Below are 19,384 nucleotides of genomic sequence, written 5' to 3' on the forward strand. Positions count from 1 at the left end.
GTTTTTCCCGCAGTTTCGATTGAATTTCTTCTAGCTTCATCTATGTAAACCCTTTCTATTCCTAGTCTTGGGCGGCTTTTGGAAAAGCTATGAAGAAGGTCAAACGATTCTCTTTCATCTCAAAACGATAAGGTAATTTTTCATGTTCTAATAGACTCTTAACCACAAAGAGTCCCATCCCAGACCCCTTGGCCTTGCGACTAGCATTGTCAGAAAAAGACTGGGCTAGTTTTTCTTGTTCTTCTGGACTGCAGCTATTTTCTATAAAAAGTTCCCCTTCTCTTTCTCCAATGCGAACTAAGCCGCCTGGAACAGAGTGCTTGATAGCATTACTGATGAGGTTAGACAAAATCAACTTCATAACTGATGGGTTTAGATAAGCCTTCTGATGGGTTAAACTATTGTCTATCTGGAGTTCTCTTTCTTTGGCTAGTAAGGCATAATCCTTAACGAGACTTTGCGTCATCTGGTGTAAGTCAATTTGTTCCCTATCATCTCGCAACTCCTGCACAGACGAGAGAGAAAGTATCTGGAGAACGTGGTGATTGAGCTCATCCACAATCCCCAAGGCAACTCCCAGATAGTGGTCTCTATCCTTATAGCGACCGATATTTTCTTTCATATTTTCGATTAGGATTTTCAAACTAGCCAGAGGTGTTTTCAGTTCATGAGAAGCCCCTCGCAAAAATTCGACCTTCATCTTTTCCAGTTGAAGAATAGCTTTATTCTTGTCATGCAAATCCGCAATGACTGTCAAGAGGTGTTGGTAAAGGCTATTGATTTGTTCCTTGAGATCACCAATCTCATCCTTAGAATCCACGCGCAATCGAACTTGGGCATCCAAATCCATCATTAGTCGGGTCACCCGCTTGATTTCCAAAATCGGAGCAACAATGGTTCGAGCATAGATATAGGCTACTAAGAGGGAAATCAGAAAGGATGCCAGCAAGGTATAGGGAAGAAACTGGAGACTGATTTGCTCTGCTTCCTTTTGCAAGTCCATGGAAGCTAGAAACTGGAGAGTCATAGTACCACCGTCTTGCGTTGTCACCTCACGTTCCTCAATAAAGAGAGAGGTGGTCTGACGGTCCGTATCCAGAGGAAGGCTGTCCTTGACTTCTAACTTGTCCTCTGTCATCTCACCCTTAACGGCCCCCTTGATATCACTAGTCTGGGAATACAAGTCTAAGACTTGCTCGATGCTCTGCCTATCCTTGCCTTCTAGGGACTGGGCAATGGCTGTCGCTTTCTGACCAATGGTTTCCTGACGGTGGCTCAAATAAGTAGAAGGAAAAAGAAAATAAATAGCTAAATGAAGGCAGATAACCAGAACACTAAATATCGAGAAGGTATAGATAAATATCTTTGTAAATAAACCTGTTCGTTTCATTTTCGCTCCAATTTATAACCAACATTGCGCACAGTGAGGATGCAGTCCAAGTCTAGCTTTTTCCGTAGTTCCTTGATATAAACATCAATGACACGGTCAAAGGGAACCTCATCTGTCGCTTTCCAGACGGCATCGATTATCTGAGATCGGGTCAAGGCCCTTCCTTCATTTTTCACCAGATAGTCCAGAATTTCCAACTCTTTGGCATTGATAGCTACTTCCTCACCTGCTAGACTGGCACTGTAGCTCTCAAAGTCCACCTTGGTATCTTTATAGGAGAAGACTCGTCCCGTATCATAATAGCGCTTGAAAATCGCGTCCACCCTCACTTTTAAGAGGGAGAGGGAGAAGGGCTTTTCCAGATAGCCATCTGCTAGCGAAGCAAAGGCACTCAACTTGTATTCTTCATCCTGAAAGGCAGTCAACATCAAGACAGGGACTTGGCTGGTTTTGCGAATCTCAGCTAGCACTTCCAGGCCATTGAGCTTGGGCATCTGGATATCCAGTAAAACCAAGGCTACTTCATAGCTGGAAAATTTTTCTAATGCTTCTTGCCCATCTGCCGCCTCAATGGTTTCATAACCACAATCCGTCAAATAATCACTGACCCCCTCGCGGATCATCTCTTCATCTTCTACAATTAAAATTTTCATAGAAAAACGTTTCACATTCCTTTAAATTTCTTGTAAATTATCCCAGTTTCATCCAGATAAACAGAGGACTTATCAAGATGAAATAGATAAAAATGCTACCTATATTATACCCCATTTAGAGGAGAATAGGTAGCAAGTTTTTTATTCGCTATCCAGCAAGAGTTCTTTTGGTTGTTTTCTTAGGAGATTGCTTGAAGCAAGCGCCATAACGAGAACCACTAGAACCAAGGCAAGGACAAAGACGATGATAAAGTCTGATGTCTGAATGGAAATATCTAGGCTCGACAAGGTCTTGCTAAAGCCATCTACTTCTGCACCACCACCAAGGTTAGAGGCTTGAGCAGCCTTGCTGGCTTGCTTGGCAACACCTGAAGTGACATTGGCAAGAACGGTATTTCCGATTGCACGAGCTGTATAGTTAGCTAGGAAGTAAGCAGAAACAAGAGCAGGGATTGCAATCAAGATGGATTCAGTAATGAATTGACCCAAGATACTTGCCTGTTTGAGACCGATAGAGAGGAGAATTCCCACTTCCTTGCGACGGGCATTGATCCAAAGACTAAGCAAGAGGGCAAGGAGAAGGACTGAGAAGCTCAAGCTACCCCAGAAGAGGAGGTTGGCCATCTTGTACATACCAGAGATGGATTGCTCAAGAGCTGGGTAGTTAGATGAGCTCTTAACAAGTGTATAGCTCTTCCAGTTGATACCACTGATGCCATTCAACTCTTTCATAACATCATCCAAGTTCTTGTCCGCTGTTACAAAGAAGGTTGCGTCCCCATAAATAGCTGTGTCTTCTGTGTATCCATAAAGTTTTGCAGCAGTGTGAATGTCTGTGATAGCTGTATTTTCATAGAGTTCTTGTGAGTAGGTTACTGCCGACTTATTGTGGCCATCAAAGAGTCCCTTGATTGTCACTTCAACTGTTTCCTTGGCCCCTTTTTCATTGTCTGCATCGTAGATATTGGAGTCTAGTTTGACCTTATCCCCTACTTTCCAGCCGTGTTTGGCTGCCAAGTCCTTGTGCAGGAGGATCTTGTCCTTGTCGTCGTTTGTTAGATGCTCTCCTTCGACCAGCTTATAAGAACCAGAGACAAACTTGTCTTCTTTAGAGGAGTCATTGACACCTGTAATCATCAAGCTACTTCCAAAATGTTTAGCACGGTCAGGAGTCAGATTTTTCTTGGTATCTGGCGTTTCGATGAGTTCATAGCCAGTCAAATCTCCAATGGCATTGATGCGTTTAACATAAGACTCAATAGCCTTATTTTCGGTGATTTTTTTGATATCTTCACCTTTAATATTCCCAGCACCACGTGGCGTTCCTTGATTGACGCGACGATTGATTTGCATGGAGAAGCTGTTGGTGATATTTTTAAAGGTCTCCTGAGAAGCCTTGGCAGTAGCTCCCTTGATCGACAAGCCGACCAAACTCAAGCTCGCCATGAGGAGAATAATCAGGAAGATGACAATCGATTTGAAAAACTTCCTTGTAACATAGGCAAATGCATTGTGTAACATAGGTTCCCTTTCTAGATTTTGTTCTATTTAAATGTCTTATAACTTATATAAAATAATTTTTTACTATTTCCCTTAGATTGTGCGGACGGGAGCAACTTCCTATAGGAATTTCATCCCTAATTTTTGAGCCACATATCTCAAAAATTCCGGTCTAGATAATAACTTTGTTATTATCTAGACTATCACTACTGCGGGAAATAGTTGTTAATGACTCACTTCGTTTATTATTACTATACACGTATCTGGTTACCAACTAATACTATTTTAAAGTTTAATAACTAGATTCTATATTTCAGTCAGTTTCTTATCCTTCAACTCAAGTGTAATATCTGACGCTTGTGCCACTTCTTTGCTGTGAGTTACGACGATGACACATTTACCTGTTTTCTCGGCAAGTGATTTGAGCAGTTTGATAATATCTCCAGCAGTTTTAGGATCTAGATTTCCAGTTGGCTCATCAGCAAGAATTACTGGAGCTTCTGAAACCAAACTACGAGCAATGGCAACACGTTGTTGTTGACCACCTGATAACTGGAGAACATTCCGCTTGATCTGACTTTCATCTAAACCAAGCTCAAGCAGTGTATCCTTGCTTGCCTTTTTGTTGACCAAGCGGATATTTTCCAGTGGAGAAAGATAATCTATCAAATTATAATTTTGAAAGACCAGGGAAATATGGTGCATGCGATGGTAAGAATAGCCCTTCTTACGAATGTCTTCTCCTTGGAAAAGTATGGAACCTTCAACAGGACTATCTAGACCAGCAAGTAGGGACAAGAGTGTGGATTTCCCCGCTCCTGACTCCCCAATAATACTGTAAAATTTCCCGGGTTCAAAATTATAATTGATCTGATATAGGACTGCTTCAGCAGTGTTCTTATAACGGTAGGTAACATCTTGTAATTGTAATAAAGTCATGATTTCTCCTTCTTAACTAATAGATGATAAAATTTCTTTCGGCGATTTTCTAAATAAGAATAGGAAACAAAGAGCTACAGATAAGCAACTAAGCAGAACTAGAAAAACATAGGATTCTGCAAAAGATAGGATGCTGGCTGATAAACCGCTTGCTTTAACTAGTGTGTCTTGTAAGGCTGTCTGATCTCCACTTGCTAGTAAGGTTTGGAGTAGGTAAGTTGTGATTACGTTTCCTGCAACAAATGCTGGAAGCAAGGCACCGAGAGATACCAAAACCACCTCTAAACAGAATTGTAGGAAGATTGAGCTCTTGCCTTTTCCAAGTGCCAGTAAAATCCCCACTTCGTAGACCCGTTCTCTCAACCAGAGAGATAAAACCAGAATTAAGGCTCCTGCTCCAGCTATCAACATCCCATAAAGGAAGATGGTTAGGAAGGTTTGGAAGGTTGCAACCGAGTCTTTGATTTGTTCAAAGGCCTTGTTTTCCTTTTCGACTTGATAGCCTTGATTTTCCAAAGACAAGTTTTCTACCTGCTTCATGAGTTCGTCCATTTCCTTAGGATTTTCTACATAGAAGCGAGCTGCACTGACTAGAGATTCACCATTTCCCAAAAGGCTTTGGCTACTTTCATAGTCTGTAAAGACTTGGTTTTCACTGAAGTCTGAAGACAATCCTGTAAATTTCTCTTGTTTTTTACCAGAAAAGATGCCGACAATCTCAAACTCCACTGTTTGCCCTTTGCCAGCTTCTGACTGTCCAGCATCTAAGGCAATCTTGTCATGAAGCGAAAGACCGTTCTTCTTAGCCAACTCTTCGTGGATGATGATTTTCTTTGAATCCCCTTTTTGAAGGTGTCGACCTTCTTTTAGATTGAAAGCTGAACTGGTAAAGGTGACATCCTTGGATGAATCCTCAAGAGCCGTTAAGCTAACCAAGTTCTTGTCCGCAGCTGACAAATCATCACGCTCCACGCTCTGCTCGCCACTCACTGCTTCCTTGTCTTTTAGTTTTGCGACCGTCTCGAGTTCAGGAGAAACAGTTTCCAGTCCCTTAATCTTGCTTACAGATGCTAGGTCTGACAACTTGAAAGTCTGCCCATTCTCTATCTTCTTAATAGAAAAAGAGGTATTGAGTGATTTGTAAAGATTGGTTTCAACTGTTTTGTTGGACTTCATCAAAGTCAAACAGGCTGAAATTCCAGCCAATAGGACCAATAAAATCAGAAATAAAATAAAACTTCTCAGTCGTTTTCTGCTGACATAAGCCCAAGCTCTTTGGATTGGATTCATTTGTCACCTCCATATTTGTAAGACTATTATAAAATCCAAATATGAAATGTTTATGAAATACAAAAAAAGAGCAAAAATTTTTTGCTCTACTTGAATTTGATGAAAACAAAAGGCTCTATTATATTTGAAAAAATATTTGCAAGGAGAAGTCGCGAAGGAACATGTTATAGTCAAAGCACTATTTTTTCTTTTTCGGATTTAAATCTTCAAAAGAGTTACTATTTTTACTAACAGCCTCGCTGATTGCTTTTTGTCCTAAACCATTAATTGAGCTATCCATTTGTGCTGCTAAAGTCGTTACAGCTGTCTTATTTGTCATAGCAAGAATCCCTATCTCCTCATCGTACTTATCTACAATATCTTTTTTACCTGATATTATCGGAGGAGCACAAAAGGCTTTGATAGCTGCCCTTTCCAATGTTTTTTTGATTTCTCGTCTGGCCGATTCTGACATAGGTCCAATCAAAGCATCTATGACTAAATCCACTAGCATTTTTTCTGCTCCCTTTCTAACTCATATAGTTCTCTTCTTCGACTATAACTCTCTTCTAACTCTTTTTCTAAGCGAGAACGCTCTTTTCGGTACTGAGTCTGCAATTCTTCATCTTTTGCCTCTATTTTAGCATATTGACGAAAATACTCACTCCTGGTCTCAACTGCATAAGATTCTAAGAGTATCAGAAATTGGTGGCGCTCTCTCTCATCTCCAGAATTCTTTCTACTAAAATCATAAGCAATGTTTTCAAATTCCTCATATAATCTGGTCAACTGAGAACGATTATGATCTAAACTCTCATAAGATTCTCCTATTTTCTTCTTAGCAGTTCTATAGTCATCCTCCAAAGACCAAAGTCCCTCTTCTTGCTTTTTTATTTTAATTTGAATTTCTTCTAGTTTGTCCATTGATTAATATCCCTTGCCAAGCTTTCATCTCCTTCAACTGCTTGTTCAACACCCTTCTGAATATTCGTTTCCAAATCTGTAAAAGCTTTTACAATCGCAGCTGATTTACTTACTTTTTTATCAAAATGTCTCTGAGTCTCCCCCACAATACTATCATACGTTACCCCAGCTTCCGCATAGACATTCTCTATCTCATCATAAGTTAATTCTGTGACGAACCAAGGAACTTCCTTACTTTTATCGAAGAGTGTTTCAGCTTCCGCAACTGCTTTTTTCGCCACTGCCTCAATCTCACTGTGTCCGTTGCTGACACTCTCTGTCATTGCTGTCGCAACAGCTGTTGCTTGGACGCTGTCCAAGAAAAACATCTCATGGCTACTTATACTACCATCGGATAAAAATTGAGTATTCAACTGCTTTAGAAGTCCGTTTTTGACACCTTGTAATTTCTTCAGGGTCTCATAGTTCTTCTTTTCAAGTTTAGTCATCTTCTCTGGGCTCTGTTTTTCCAAAATATCCTTGATTTGGTTAATTTGATTTTTATCACCCGTAATATCTGGATCAAGGCTGTGTCCACCAGAATTTTCAAGGAGATAATCCTCTCCCAAGTATACACCTAAAAAAGGCTTTGAGATATTGTTAAGAAAGTCATCTTGAGTCCGGATTCGTACTACTTGACCTGTGAATGTCTTTTGTTTATTGATTATCTTCTCCCTTGCCGAATCCCACGGAGTCAGATAATCTATGATTTTATCTTTAGATTCGATAAGACCTTCTAAATAGAGAGGGGCTGAGTTATATACCACAGTACGGGGAGCGTTATACTCTAAGGCCACCCTCTGAGCGATGTTCCCTCCTAAAGAATGTCCAGTTAGAGTAATATTATCCCCATATCTCTGTCGAATCCTTTCGTAAAATGTGAAAGCTTCATCATAATGAAAACCGAGCGCCATGGCTATACTACCGACATCTGTAGCGACATCCTTGACTATATCCGCATTAGGATTCGTTCCTGTATAGGCTATAATCACCTCTCCACTGTCCTTATCTAGGAAGGCTGTACCACTTGTGCCAGAGGACTTATCATGAAAATCATCTAGATATTGGAGGTTGGGAGGGAGTTTTTTCTTAGAGTACTTTTCTACATATTGAAGTACATTGTTGTCAGTAGCTCCCTGATTAACTCGCACATTCTCAAATTCATAAGTTAGATTCGCTGCATCTAGAGTCGGAATATTACTATTTGGCATCTATCTTCTCCATATTCTTACTTTTTCCTGTTATAAGTTCTGAATGAGATATATTTTCTCCGTCAAAAACCACAGGATAACCGTATTCATAGCCAATAGTTGCAGAGTGGTCTGCACTAATAAAAAGGTCTAACGACTCACTTGATTGTATATGGAAGTAGTCCTGAATAATTTTACTATTTACATTTTTATAAGTAATAGAAGCATCACCAGTCTCCCAATTATAGTACGTTTTTTTGAGTTCAAATCGAGATAGAACTGCTTTATTTAGTTCTAACTTTTGAAATAAAAAACCATCATAAAACAAATCATCTTTAGAAACTTCTGGATTCAAAAATTCCAATCCTTTTTCAGTGTACACAATACGACTTTCTAAAAGCACTTTTTCTTCATAAGGATTACCTCGAGCTTCTATTCTTTTAAAATTACCAGTTATTTCTTTTGTTTCTGCATTTCCTACGAGTTCAATCTTCTGATAACGAGAATAGTCCTTCGTCTCATCGTAAGTATCAATACTTCTAATCTCAAACCCTTCCGGAAATTGCTTAAACAAATCAAAGAGATTTTCAGTTGGATAAACGCGACTGACCTCAGAGACTTTATTCTCAATCCATTCTCGGCTGTTCTTATTTTCTCCGCATCCTGTTAATCCTATCATGATCAATCCTCCTAAAAGTACCATTGTGAGAAATATGCGTTTTTTCATAACCTTCTCCTTATTTATAACATTCAATTAAACAACTAATCATAATTCCCTTATAGTATACCATAAAAGCAACGTTTCCTTGCATCTTATTCAAGATTTGCTGCATCTAAAGTAGCAATACCACTGTTCGCTGTATCTTTCTTACTCATACTTTTCTCCTAATTCGATACTCTCTCCTTAAAATAATAGCCATCATTAAAATCAACAGTAACAGAATAGTAATAAAAGTCATCTAACCTCAAAGAACTACCAAATCCTAGTACTGTTTCAGCTTGTTGCTGTTTATTAAAATATTGGTTAATCGTTGTGTTTTTAATAATATAATCTATATCAAAAGAACCATTGTTTCCATTAAAATGTTTGTTTTTTAATGATAATTTGCTTAAAAATCCTTTATCTATACCAAGTTTTTGAAACAAGAAACCATCAAACTTCCATATTTTTTTAGCGGTTTCTTCATCAGAAAAAATAAATTTATTGGCTACATATTGAACACTTACTACCACTTCATCGCTCTTTGGTGCATCATCCTTCGCTGGAATTTTAACAAGAGTACCTGTTATTGTATGCGATGTTGCATCACCTGTCAGCTTAATTTCCGTGATGAAATCGTCAATTCCATCACTTTTCTTTTTAAAATAGACCTGCTCAATCTCAAAACCTTCCGGAAATTGCTTAAACAAGTCAAAGAGATTCTCGGTTGGATAGACACGACTAACCTCAGATACTTTGTTTTCAATCCATTCTCGACTGTTTTTATTTTCTCCACATCCTGCCAATCCTATCATGATCAATCCTCCTAAAAGTAATATTGCGAAAAACGCGCGTTTTTTCATAACCTTCTCCTTACTTATGATAATTAATAAAACAACTAATCATATTTCCCTTATAGTATATCATAAAAGCAACAATTCCTTGCATCTTGTTCAAATTCGTAAGTCAGATTAGACGGATCTAAAGTAGCGTTCCCACTACTCACAATTTTTTTATCTACCATTTAATTTCCCCTTAATTCGATACCGTTTCTATGAATGTATAAACATTATCGTAGTTGATAGTTATTGAATAATAGAAATAATCATCGTTTCGGTATGAACTTCCAAAACCTAATGTTGCTTGTTCATTTTCATCTTTTTTAAAATACTGATTGATAGTTTGATTCCGAACTAAATAATCAATATCAAATGCTCCATTATTGCCATTATAACTCTTGGATTTCATAGACATTGAAGATAGAAATGAGTAATCAATTGTTAACTTTTGAAATAAAAATCCATCAAAAGGCCATAGTTCTTTCGCCTTCTTCTCATCAGAAAAGATAAACTTCCCATCAACATAATCTACTTTTATAGTTTCTTCTGGCTTTTCAGTAATATCTTCAGAAGCACGTGTCTTAGTTAGAACTCCAGAAATCGTTTGATTGCTACTATCCCCTTGTAAAGTGATTTCAATAAGATAGGTTCCACGTTTTATATACACTTGATTTACTTTAAACCCCTCCGGAAATTGCTTAAACAAGTCAAACAGATCCTCGGTTGGATAGACTCGACTAACCTCAGAGACTTTATTCTCAATCCATTCTCGGCTGTTCTTATTTTCTCCACATCCTGTTAATCCTATCATGATCAATCCTCCTAAAAGTACCATTGTGAGAAATACGCGTTTTTTCATAACCTTCTCCTTATTTATAATATTCAATAAAATAGCTAACCCTAATTCCCTTATAGTATACCATAAAAGAAACAGTTCCTTGTATCTTATTCAAATTCGTAAGTCAGATTAGACGGATCTAAAGTAGCGTTCCCACTACTCACAATTTTTTTATCTACCATTTATTTTCCCCTTAATTCGATACCGTTTCTATAAAGGTATAAACATTATCATAGTGAACAGTTATTGAATAATAGTAATAATCGTCGTTTCGGTATGAGCTCCCAAAATCTAATGTTGCTTGTTCATTTTCATCTTTTTTAAAATACTGATTGATAGTTTGATTCCGAACCAAATAATCAATATCAAATGCTCCGTTATTGCCATTATAACTCTTGGATTTCATAGACATTGAAGATAGAAAAGAGTGATTAATTGTTAACTTTTGAAATAAAAAAAGAGCTAGCCTAAGCTAACTCTTATCCTATGCGGAGAGAGGGACTTGAACCCTCACGACCTAAAGCGGTCACAGGATCCTTAGTCCTGCGCGTCTGCCAATTCCGCCATCCCCGCGTCGATTACTTTACTAGTATATCAACTTTTAGGACTCTTGTCAACACTTTTTTCAAAAATTTTTCATTTCATCAACCAAATTACTCTGAAATTTCATTTAGATTTTCATCTACTAACTTAGCTCCGAGTGTATTTTTGAAATGACCTAGGGCAAATTGATGATTTTCAGGCCAGATGGAAGCAACAGCTGGTTTAACAATCTCGATATCATATCCTAGATTATAGGCATCTATAGCTGTATGCAGGACACAGATATCCGTCAAGACACCTGTTAAGATAACGGTAGACACTCTCCGCTCTCTCAAACGGATATCCAGGTCAGTCCCTGAAAATGCTGAATAGTGGCGTTTATCCATCCAAAAGACACGACTGTCTGAACCATGCTCTTGATAAAAGGTCCCCAAATCTCCGTATAAATTCCGTCCACTAGTCCCAATCAAATTGTGAGGAGGAAATAGTTTGCTTTCTGGATGGAAACAATCGTTTTCTTCATGAGCATCAATAGTAAAGAAGATGTAGTCTCCTCGTTCAAAAGCTAGGCGAGTCACCTTGCTAATGGCTTCCGAAATTTCCTGAGCTGGAGCACCTGCTGTCAATTTTCCACTATCTGCAACAAAATCTTCTGTATAATCAATCGAAATCAAAGCCTTAGTCATTAGTAATCTCTTTTCTTCACTTCTTCAAAAATATCTGAAATCAATACCTTAAGATAGGTTCCCTTCATTCCAAGTGAGCGACTTTCAATAATCCCTGCCGACTCAAGTTTACGAAGGGCATTGACAATCACAGAACGGGTGATTCCGATACGGTCTGCAATCACAGACGCAGTCAACTGCCCTTCATTTCCATTTAATTCCCCTAAAATGGCTGAAACAGCACGGAGTTCGGAGTAAGAAAGGGTATTAACCGCCATGGTAACAGCAGTACGGCGACGGATATTTTTCTCATCTTCTTCACGCTGGAAGTTGAGGAGTTGAATCCCAACAACGGTACTCGCAATCTCAACAAGAATCAAGTCCTCGTCATCAAATTCTTTGTCATTGCGCCAAATAATCAAAGAACCAAGGCGAATCCCTGATACATGAATCGGCGCAATGGTCGTCAAACCATCTGGAAAGTCGGCACGACTTTCCACAGGGAAAATACTCAAATCATGATCAACTGTCAGATTGGCTTCTGTATCATAAATCATGTTGGCCCCCTGAATATATATATCAGGGAAAATCTTAGTTTGGAAGAACTGCTCTACACGATCCGTATTGGTTTTGTAACGCATAAAATAACCAAGGAGACGTCCCTTGCTATTGACGATACAAGCGTTACAGTCAATAATATCTGCCAATTGACGGGTAATCGCATTATAGGGAAGTTCTTCCTGTAACTGCTCCTCCGAACGCTTCAGAATAGAAGTAATTTTTCTAGTTTTTTCTAATAAATGTGCCATTTTTCACCTCGAATTTAATCGCTATCATTATAACATAAACAGCTTGAATTTTCAATTATTATCTGAAAATTGCTTATTTAATTGCAATTTGAAAAAACAAGAATATTTTTAATTAAATTGCTTCTTTTCCATTGACAAGCTCCCTATTTTTGTGTATTATAATATTACAAGAAGATAATATATCTATTTTATTTATCTTTCTTTTCCATTCGGTCTCCTTATATAAAAAAGCGATTCATTTTGAACCGCTTTTTCTTATTTATCGCCCTTGTTACGAATAACAAAGCCTGTTTGCTTTTCGCTTGAAGTATTGCGTGGTTTTTTATTATCCTTACGGTAACGTTTTTCCTTATCAAAACGATCATTTCCACGACTTCCTTTTTTGAAATCATCACGACGACCACCACGACGGTTGTCTCCACGGCGATTATCACGACGGTCATCTCCATGACGACCTCCACGACCTCCCTTAGCTTTACCACCGAAGCCATTACCTGATGGTTTAAATGGCAGTGGTTTTTCACGCGCAATCTCCACTTCTGGAAGGCTATCTGGATCTTGAACAGTCAGACTCAAGATATACATTGCCAATTCTTCTGGAGTAAATTCGGCAGCTAGCTTACGAGCATCCTTACCAAATTTCTCAAAGTTGGCACGGATAGTCTCATCTGCAAAATCACGTTCAATTTTCTTGAGAGCTACGTGTTTTTTTGCTTGGAAGGCTTCTTCTGCACTTGCAGGTTTGAGACCTTTCATGCGTTTCTTGGTCAAGTTTTCAATAATTTGAAGGTAGCCCATTTCATTTGGAGCAACAAAAGTAATCGACTGGCCTGACTTACCAGCACGACCTGTACGACCAATACGGTGAACATAACTTTCAGGATCTTGTGGAATATCGTAGTTATAGACATGAGTCACACCTGAAATATCCAACCCACGCGCTGCAACGTCTGTCGCAACCAAAACATCAAGATTGCCATTTTTAAAGTCGCGAAGGACACGAAGACGTTTGTTTTGGTCTAGGTCGCCATGAATTCCTTCTGCACGGAAGCCACGGATTTTCAAACCACGAGTCAATTCATCTACACGGCGTTTGGTACGACCAAATACAATAGCAAGCTCAGGCTGTTCCACATCCATAAGACGTGTCATGGTATCAAATTTTTCTTGCTCTTTAACTCGGATATAGTATTGGTCAACCAATTCTGTTGTCAATTCCTTAGCCGCAATCTTGACATGCTCAGGTTCTTTCATAAACTGAACACCGATACGTTTGATGGCATCTGGCATAGTTGCTGAGAAAAGCAAAGTTTGACGGTTTTCAGGAACACGAGAAATGATAGCTTCAATGTCTTCAAGGAAGCCCATGTTGAGCATTTCATCCGCTTCGTCAAGGATAAGAGTTTCAATATCTTGTAATTTCAAGGCCTTGCGTTTAATCAAGTCCAAAAGGCGACCAGGTGTTCCCACCACGATATGGGCACCAGATTTAAGAGCCTTAATTTGTTTTTCAATGCTTGATCCACCATATACTGAGCGAACCTTGACTCCCTTACTACGACCAAAGCGGAAGAGTTCTTCTTGACTTTGGACAGCTAGTTCACGAGTTGGAGCGATGACCAAGGCTTGGATAGTCGCTTCTTCTGTACGGATTTTTTCAAGGGTAGGCAAGCCAAAGGCTGCAGTTTTTCCTGTACCAGTCTGAGCTTGACCGATAACATCCTTGCCTTCAAGGGCCAAGGGAATAGTTTGTTCTTGGATAGGACTGGCTTCTACAAAACCAGCTTTTTCAATCTCTGCTAGCAAATCAGCAGACAAGTTTAATTCATTAAATTTCACGTTCTTCTTCTTTCTAAAGGTGGTGCGAAGCCACCCTATAGGGCTTAGTTTATACTTTTCTTTTTATGACGTATTTTCATATACTGGATATAAAATCGTGTTGCTTCTTTTCCACAAAAGAAAAGTACTGTTTTCTTTGCAACCTATCTAGTATAACACAAGACCAGAGCAAAAGATAGCCTAATTTCTCTAGAAAATCATGTAAGCGGTTTTTGGTTTTCCTTTTTGATTGAACGACCTAGATAATAAGACAAAGCCAAGGCTATACTATATAAAATGAGAAAAACGAACAAGGTTTGTGTGTAAGAATGAGCCATTTTATAAGTCTCTGCTAATAAAATAGGCCCTGCTAAACCAGCCATTGCCCAAGCTGTTAAAATATATCCATGCAGAGCGGCCAATTCCTTGGTTCCAAAAATATCACTGAGATAAGCTGGAATCAATGAAAAACCAGCTCCATAGCAAGTCATCAAAATAGACATAGCGACTACAAATAAAACGGAATTTGTAAAGAGCCAAAGTGAGAGAGAAAAGAAAAGATTGACAAGCAGTAATATACTAAAGGTTAGAGGGCGACCGATATAGTCAGATAAACTCGCCCAGAGCAAACGACCAAACCCATTGAAAATCCCTAAAATGCCCACCATTACTGCTGCATGACTTGTAGACAAGCCAGCCATCTCCTGTGCCATTGGCGATGCCGCTGAAATTAAGCCTAAACCACAAGCTATGTTGATAAAGAAAATAATCCAAAGTATATAAAAACGATTGCTTTTCAGGGCCTGATTCGCAGCCATTCCTTGCGTCAAAGAGGCTGTTTTTTCTTTCCCTGAAACAGATAAAATTGCAAGCTCTTGCTCATTTGGACGCTTAATAAATTGTGAAGCTAGGAGCATGATAATAAAGTAACTTGCGCCTAAAATATAAAAAGTTTCTACAAGCCCTACCCCTGCGATGAGATGTTGCGCTATGGGACTAGTCAATAAAGAAGCAAAACCAAACCCCATAATCGCTAAACCTGTTGCGAGACCACGTTTATCAGGAAACCATTTTATAATTGTTGACACAGGGGTAATATAGCCTGCTCCCAAACCAAGCCCACCTAAAATGCCTTAAGCGAGATACAGCAACCACAGCTCCTGACGATCTATTGCAAATCCTGTTAAGATATTTCCACCTGCGTATAGAAAAGCAGATAGACTCCCCATGACTCTCGGACCAAATTTTTCTACCAAACGCCCCATAAATGCAGCCGATAATCCCAAACAAAAGATTGCTAGACTAAAGGCAAAGGCAACAGAAGCCTGATCCCATCCCGTTTTTTCAATAATAGGGTTGCGATAAACACTCCAAGCATAAGTCGAACCCAGCATTAAGTGTAAAATGACTCCAGCAAAGGCAATAATATAACGATTCAATTTCATAAAACCTCCTATTTTCGAACATTTATTCTATCTTATATAAAAATAGATAGGATTTTAGTTTATCAAGCTTGTCAAAAAATTACTATTTTTTTGTCTGGAAAGCGTTTTTAGCTTTTCTGTCTTTTTCGTAGCAGAATTGTGCAAAAGTTTTTTTCTTGTGCTAGAATGAAAGTCGAAAAGGAGGAACTCTAAATGTTAACTTATGATTTAATCGTTATCGGATTTGGTAAAGCTGGTAAAACACTAGCTGGTAAATTGGCTTCAGCTGGCAAAAAAGTTGCCCTCATTGAACGTAGCAAAGCTATGTACGGTGGAACTTGTATCAACATTGGTTGTATCCCAACTAAAACTTTGCTAGTTGCTGCTGAGAAAGACTTGTCTTTTGAAGAAGTCATTGCTACCAAAAACACTATCACTGGTCGTCTAAACGGTAAAAACTATGCGACTGTTGCTGGTACAGGTGTCGATATCTTTGATGCGGAAGCTCACTTCCTTTCAAATAAAGTCATCGAAATCCAAGCTGGTGATGAAAAGAAAGAACTAACCGCTGAAACAATCGTCATCAACACTGGTGCTGTTTCAAACGTCTTGCCAATCCCTGGACTTGCTACAAGCAAAAACGTCTTTGACTCAACAGGTATCCAAAACTTGGACAAATTGCCTGAAAAACTTGGAGTTCTTGGTGGAGGAAATATCGGTCTTGAATTTGCTGGTCTTTACAACAAACTTGGAAGCAAGGTTACAGTTCTAGATGCCTTGGACACTTTCCTACCTCGTGCAGAACCTTCCATCGCAGCTCTTGCTAAGCAATACATGGAAGAAGACGGTATTGAATTGCTTCAAAATATCCGCACTACTGAAATCAAAAACGATGGTGACCAAGTGCTCCTCGTAACTGAAAACGAAACTTACCGTTTCGACGCCCTTCTCTACTCAACTGGACGTAAACCCAACGTAGAACCACTTCAACTTGAAAATACAGACATTGAACTAACTGAACGTGGTGCTATTAAAGTAGACAAACATTGTCAAACAAACGTTCCTGGTGTCTTTGCAGTTGGAGATGTCAACGGTGGCCCTCAATTTACTTATATTTCACTTGATGACTTCCGTGTTGTTTACAGTTACCTTGCTGGTGATGGAAGCTACACACTTGAAGACCGTCTCAATGTACCGAACACCATGTTTATCACACCTGCACTTTCACAAGTAGGTTTGACTGAAAGCCAAGCAGCTGATTTGAAACTTCCATACGCTGTTAAGGAAATCCCTGTTGCAACAATGCCTCGTGGTCACGTAAATGGAGACCTTCGTGGAGCTTTCAAAGCTGTTGTGAATACTGAAACAAAAGAAATTCTTGGAGCAAGCATCTTCTCAGAAGGTTCTCAAGAAATCATCAACATCATCACTGTTGCTATGGACAACAAGATTCCTTACACTTACTTCACAAAACAAATCTTCACTCACCCAACCTTGGCTGAGAACTTGAATGACTTGTTTGCGATTTAAATTTAGATTTAATCATATCGAACAGCCCTCTTCGGGCTGTTTTTACTTCTGCGGAACCTCAAATCTGTCTTTTCCCTCTTTTATGATATAATAGAAACATGAAATTAAAAACTACTTTGGGCCTCCTAGCTGGGCGTTCTTCCCACTTCATTTTAAGCCGTCTTGGCCGTGGAAGTACGCTCCCAGGAAAACTTGCCCTTCAATTTGATAAAGATATTTTACAAAACCTAGCTAAGAACTACGAGATTGTCGTGGTCACTGGAACCAATGGAAAAACCTTGACAACTGCCCTCACTGTCGGCATTTTAAAAGAGGTTTATGGTCAAGTTCTGACCAACCCAAGCGGTGCCAACATGATTACAGGAATTGCGACAACCTTCTTAACAGCCAAATCTTCTAAAACTGGGAAAAATATTGCCGTCCTAGAGATTGACGAAGCCAGTCTATCTCGTATCTGTGACTATATCCAGCCAAGCTTATTTGTTATCACGAATATCTTCCGTGACCAGATGGACCGCTATGGTGAGATTTACACTACTTACAAGATGATTTTGGATGCTATTCGTAAGGTACCTACGGCTACTGTTCTCCTAAATGGTGACAGTCCTCTTTTCTACAAGCCAGCTATTCCAAATCCTGTAGAGTATTTTGGTTTTGACTTGGAGAAAGGTCCAGCCCAGCTGGCTCACTATAATACCGAAGGGATTCTCTGTCCTGACTGCCAAGGAATCCTCAAATATGAGCATAATACCTATGCAAACTTGGGTGCCTATATCTGTGAAGGTTGCGGATGTAAACGTCCTGATCTCGACTATCGCTTAACAGAATTGGTAGAGTTAACCAACAATCGCTCTCGCTTTGTCATTGACGGACAAGAATACGGTATTCAAATCGGTGGTCTCTACAATATCTACAACGCCCTAGCTGCGGTTGCCATCGCCCGTTTCCTTGGTGCAGACTCACAACTAATCAAGCAAGGATTTGATAAGAGCCGTGCTGTCTTTGGACGCCAAGAAACCTTCCATATCGGTGACAAAGAATGTACTCTTGTCTTGATTAAAAATCCAGTCGGTGCGACCCAAGCTATCGAAATGATTAAACTAGCACCTTATCCATTTAGCCTATCTGTCCTCCTCAATGCCAACTATGCAGATGGAATTGACACTAGCTGGATCTGGGATGCTGATTTTGAACAAATCACTGACATGGACATTCCTGAAATCAACGCTGGCGGTGTTCGCCATTCTGAAATTGCACGTCGTCTCCGAGTGACAGGCTATCCAGCTGATAAAATCACTGAAACAAGCAATCTAGAACAAGTTCTTAAGACCATTGAGAACCAAGACTGCAAGCATGCCTATATCCTGGCTACCTATACTGCTATGCTGGAATTCCGCGAATTGCTGGCTAGTCGTCAGATTGTTAGAAAGGAGATGAACTAATGGTTTATACTTCACTTTCCTCAAAAGCTGGCAATTACCCCTATCAGCTCAACATTGCCCACCTCTATGGAAACCTCATGAATACCTACGGGGACAATGGAAACATCCTCATGCTCAAGTATGTGGCTGAAAAGCTGGGAGCCCATGTGACCGTTGACATCGTTTCTCTCCATGATGACTTTGACGAAAATCACTACGACATCGCCTTTTTCGGTGGCGGTCAAGACTTTGAACAAAGTATTATTGCAGACGACCTACCTGCTAAAAAAGAGAGCATTGACAACTACATCCAAAACGACGGTGTGGTTCTGGCTATCTGTGGTGGTTTCCAACTATTGGGGCAATATTATGTTGAAGCTTCAGGGAGACGTATCGAAGGACTAGGGGTCATGGGCCACTACACCCTCAACCAGACCAATAACCGTTTTATCGGTGACATCAAGATTCATAATGAAGATTTCAATGAAACCTACTATGGATTTGAAAATCATCAGGGCCGTACCTTCCTCTCAGATGACCAAAAACCGCTGGGACAGGTTGTCTATGGAAATGGAAATAACGAAGAAAAAGTCGGCGAAGGGGTTCATTATAAGAATGTCTTTGGTTCCTACTTCCACGGACCTATCCTCTCTCGTAATGCCAATCTAGCTTATCGCCTAGTCACTACTGCCCTCAAGAAGAAATATGGTCAGGACATCCAACTCCCTGCCTATGAAGATATTCTCAGCCAAGAAATCGCTGAAGAATACAGTGATGTCAAAAGCAAGGCTGACTTTTCTTAAACAAATGGGAATTATATAAAAGAACTCCACATATTGTCGGAGTTCTTTTTGTCTTTCCTTTTACCCTTCTCCCTTGCATTTTCTCACTTT

17 protein-coding genes, 1 tRNA gene and 2 pseudogenes are annotated in these 19,384 nt (G+C 39.4%); 3 read left to right on the forward strand and 17 right to left on the reverse strand.

The features are described from left to right. Window positions 1-61: 61 nt before the first annotated feature. The 17 genes and pseudogenes from vncS to D8849_RS03060 all read right to left on the reverse strand — a co-directional run bounded on the left by vncS (window position 62) and on the right by D8849_RS03060 (window position 15,561). Window positions 62-1,390, reverse strand: coding sequence for a sensor histidine kinase VncS (vncS, locus tag D8849_RS02975; RefSeq protein ID WP_125386151.1), 1,329 nt, complete (start codon window positions 1,388-1,390; stop codon window positions 62-64). Next, on the reverse strand, window positions 1,387-2,043 hold the full coding sequence (vncR, locus tag D8849_RS02980; RefSeq protein ID WP_125386152.1) for a response regulator transcription factor VncR: 657 nt from the start codon (window positions 2,041-2,043) through the stop codon (window positions 1,387-1,389). Before vncR ends, vncS begins: the two co-directional genes overlap by 4 nt. A gap of 141 nt (window positions 2,044-2,184) precedes the next feature. Then, entirely contained in the window at window positions 2,185-3,564 is a 1,380-nt protein-coding gene (gene vex3, locus D8849_RS02985; protein ID WP_049510652.1) for an ABC transporter permease subunit Vex3, read from the reverse strand. 285 nt (window positions 3,565-3,849) lie between these two features. Further along, window positions 3,850-4,482 (reverse strand): ABC transporter ATP-binding subunit Vex2, encoded by a 633-nt coding sequence (vex2, locus tag D8849_RS02990; RefSeq protein WP_125386153.1) that lies wholly within the window; start codon window positions 4,480-4,482, stop codon window positions 3,850-3,852. Between the two features lie 12 nt (window positions 4,483-4,494). Then, the gene (locus D8849_RS02995) at window positions 4,495-5,772 is read right to left on the reverse strand and encodes an ABC transporter permease (protein ID WP_125386154.1); all 1,278 of its coding nucleotides are present in this window, start codon (window positions 5,770-5,772) and stop codon (window positions 4,495-4,497) included. Window positions 5,773-5,950: 178 nt separating this feature from the next. Next, window positions 5,951-6,265, reverse strand: a complete 315-nt coding sequence (locus D8849_RS03000) for a hypothetical protein (protein WP_125386155.1) — start codon at window positions 6,263-6,265, stop codon at window positions 5,951-5,953. Next, window positions 6,259-6,675 carry a hypothetical protein gene (locus D8849_RS03005; RefSeq protein WP_125386156.1) on the reverse strand — a complete coding sequence of 139 codons (417 nt, stop codon included), beginning with the start codon at window positions 6,673-6,675 and terminating at the stop codon, window positions 6,259-6,261. The genes D8849_RS03000 and D8849_RS03005 overlap by 7 nt, the downstream gene beginning before the upstream one ends. Continuing rightward, the gene (locus D8849_RS03010) at window positions 6,663-7,925 is read right to left on the reverse strand and encodes a Tle-like phospholipase domain-containing protein (protein WP_125386157.1); all 1,263 of its coding nucleotides are present in this window, start codon (window positions 7,923-7,925) and stop codon (window positions 6,663-6,665) included. Before D8849_RS03010 ends, D8849_RS03005 begins: the two co-directional genes overlap by 13 nt. Next, window positions 7,915-8,631 carry a hypothetical protein gene (locus tag D8849_RS03015; protein WP_125386158.1) on the reverse strand — a complete coding sequence of 239 codons (717 nt, stop codon included), beginning with the start codon at window positions 8,629-8,631 and terminating at the stop codon, window positions 7,915-7,917. Before D8849_RS03015 ends, D8849_RS03010 begins: the two co-directional genes overlap by 11 nt. A 158-nt stretch (window positions 8,632-8,789) precedes the next feature. After that, entirely contained in the window at window positions 8,790-9,467 is a 678-nt protein-coding gene (locus tag D8849_RS03020; RefSeq protein WP_125386159.1) for a hypothetical protein, read from the reverse strand. Between the two features lie 172 nt (window positions 9,468-9,639). Continuing rightward, window positions 9,640-10,302 (reverse strand): hypothetical protein, encoded by a 663-nt coding sequence (locus tag D8849_RS03025; protein ID WP_125386160.1) that lies wholly within the window; start codon window positions 10,300-10,302, stop codon window positions 9,640-9,642. A 172-nt stretch (window positions 10,303-10,474) separates the two neighbouring features. Then, a pseudogene (locus D8849_RS10760) lies at window positions 10,475-10,738 on the reverse strand (hypothetical protein); the annotation flags it as partial. A 30-nt stretch (window positions 10,739-10,768) separates the two neighbouring features. Further along, window positions 10,769-10,854: transfer RNA gene (locus tag D8849_RS03035), tRNA-Leu, on the reverse strand. A gap of 80 nt (window positions 10,855-10,934) precedes the next feature. Further along, on the reverse strand, window positions 10,935-11,510 hold the full coding sequence (locus tag D8849_RS03040; protein WP_125386161.1) for a cysteine hydrolase family protein: 576 nt from the start codon (window positions 11,508-11,510) through the stop codon (window positions 10,935-10,937). Beyond that, on the reverse strand, window positions 11,510-12,298 hold the full coding sequence (gene codY / locus D8849_RS03045) for a GTP-sensing pleiotropic transcriptional regulator CodY (protein WP_125386162.1): 789 nt from the start codon (window positions 12,296-12,298) through the stop codon (window positions 11,510-11,512). The genes D8849_RS03040 and codY overlap by 1 nt, the downstream gene beginning before the upstream one ends. A gap of 255 nt (window positions 12,299-12,553) precedes the next feature. Next, on the reverse strand, window positions 12,554-14,137 hold the full coding sequence (gene cshA, locus D8849_RS03055; protein ID WP_125386163.1) for a degradosome RNA helicase CshA: 1,584 nt from the start codon (window positions 14,135-14,137) through the stop codon (window positions 12,554-12,556). A 197-nt stretch (window positions 14,138-14,334) separates the two neighbouring features. After that, a pseudogene (locus tag D8849_RS03060) lies at window positions 14,335-15,561 on the reverse strand (L-lactate MFS transporter). A 192-nt stretch (window positions 15,562-15,753) separates the two neighbouring features. Here D8849_RS03060 and D8849_RS03065 point away from each other — a divergent pair. From D8849_RS03065 to gatD, 3 genes are all read left to right on the forward strand, one after another. Further along, window positions 15,754-17,070, forward strand: a complete 1,317-nt coding sequence (locus D8849_RS03065; RefSeq protein ID WP_125386164.1) for an FAD-containing oxidoreductase — start codon at window positions 15,754-15,756, stop codon at window positions 17,068-17,070. 98 nt (window positions 17,071-17,168) lie between these two features. Continuing rightward, window positions 17,169-18,512: a lipid II isoglutaminyl synthase subunit MurT gene (gene murT, locus D8849_RS03070; protein ID WP_125386165.1), complete on the forward strand. Its 1,344-nt coding sequence runs from the start codon at window positions 17,169-17,171 to the stop codon at window positions 18,510-18,512. Next, complete coding sequence (gene gatD, locus D8849_RS03075; RefSeq protein WP_125386166.1) at window positions 18,512-19,294, forward strand: lipid II isoglutaminyl synthase subunit GatD; 783 nt, start codon at window positions 18,512-18,514, stop codon at window positions 19,292-19,294. Before murT ends, gatD begins: the two co-directional genes overlap by 1 nt. Window positions 19,295-19,384 lie beyond the last annotated feature (90 nt).

The sequence above is a fragment of the Streptococcus mitis genome, from assembly GCF_003942765.1.
Lineage (GTDB): Bacteria > Bacillota > Bacilli > Lactobacillales > Streptococcaceae > Streptococcus > Streptococcus mitis_BE.

Bases quoted from the DNA above. Each gene is read 5' to 3' on its own strand.
- D8849_RS03020 (WP_125386159.1), bottom strand. From the start codon at position 9,467: ATGAAAAAACGCGCGTTTTTCGCAATATTACTTTTAGGAGGATTGATC.
- D8849_RS03000 (WP_125386155.1), bottom strand. From the start codon at position 6,265: ATGCTAGTGGATTTAGTCATAGATGCTTTGATTGGACCTATGTCAGAA.
- D8849_RS03005 (WP_125386156.1), bottom strand. From the start codon at position 6,675: ATGGACAAACTAGAAGAAATTCAAATTAAAATAAAAAAGCAAGAAGAG.
- gatD (WP_125386166.1), top strand. From the start codon at position 18,512: ATGGTTTATACTTCACTTTCCTCAAAAGCTGGCAATTACCCCTATCAG.
- D8849_RS02995 (WP_125386154.1), bottom strand. From the start codon at position 5,772: ATGAATCCAATCCAAAGAGCTTGGGCTTATGTCAGCAGAAAACGACTG.
- vex2 (WP_125386153.1), bottom strand. From the start codon at position 4,482: ATGACTTTATTACAATTACAAGATGTTACCTACCGTTATAAGAACACT.
- vncR (WP_125386152.1), bottom strand. From the start codon at position 2,043: ATGAAAATTTTAATTGTAGAAGATGAAGAGATGATCCGCGAGGGGGTC.
- codY (WP_125386162.1), bottom strand. From the start codon at position 12,298: ATGGCACATTTATTAGAAAAAACTAGAAAAATTACTTCTATTCTGAAG.
- vex3 (WP_049510652.1), bottom strand. From the start codon at position 3,564: ATGTTACACAATGCATTTGCCTATGTTACAAGGAAGTTTTTCAAATCG.
- vncS (WP_125386151.1), bottom strand. From the start codon at position 1,390: ATGAAACGAACAGGTTTATTTACAAAGATATTTATCTATACCTTCTCG.
- murT (WP_125386165.1), top strand. From the start codon at position 17,169: ATGAAATTAAAAACTACTTTGGGCCTCCTAGCTGGGCGTTCTTCCCAC.
- D8849_RS03065 (WP_125386164.1), top strand. From the start codon at position 15,754: ATGTTAACTTATGATTTAATCGTTATCGGATTTGGTAAAGCTGGTAAA.
- D8849_RS03025 (WP_125386160.1), bottom strand. From the start codon at position 10,302: ATGAAAAAACGCGTATTTCTCACAATGGTACTTTTAGGAGGATTGATC.
- D8849_RS03015 (WP_125386158.1), bottom strand. From the start codon at position 8,631: ATGAAAAAACGCATATTTCTCACAATGGTACTTTTAGGAGGATTGATC.
- D8849_RS03040 (WP_125386161.1), bottom strand. From the start codon at position 11,510: ATGACTAAGGCTTTGATTTCGATTGATTATACAGAAGATTTTGTTGCA.
- D8849_RS03010 (WP_125386157.1), bottom strand. From the start codon at position 7,925: ATGCCAAATAGTAATATTCCGACTCTAGATGCAGCGAATCTAACTTAT.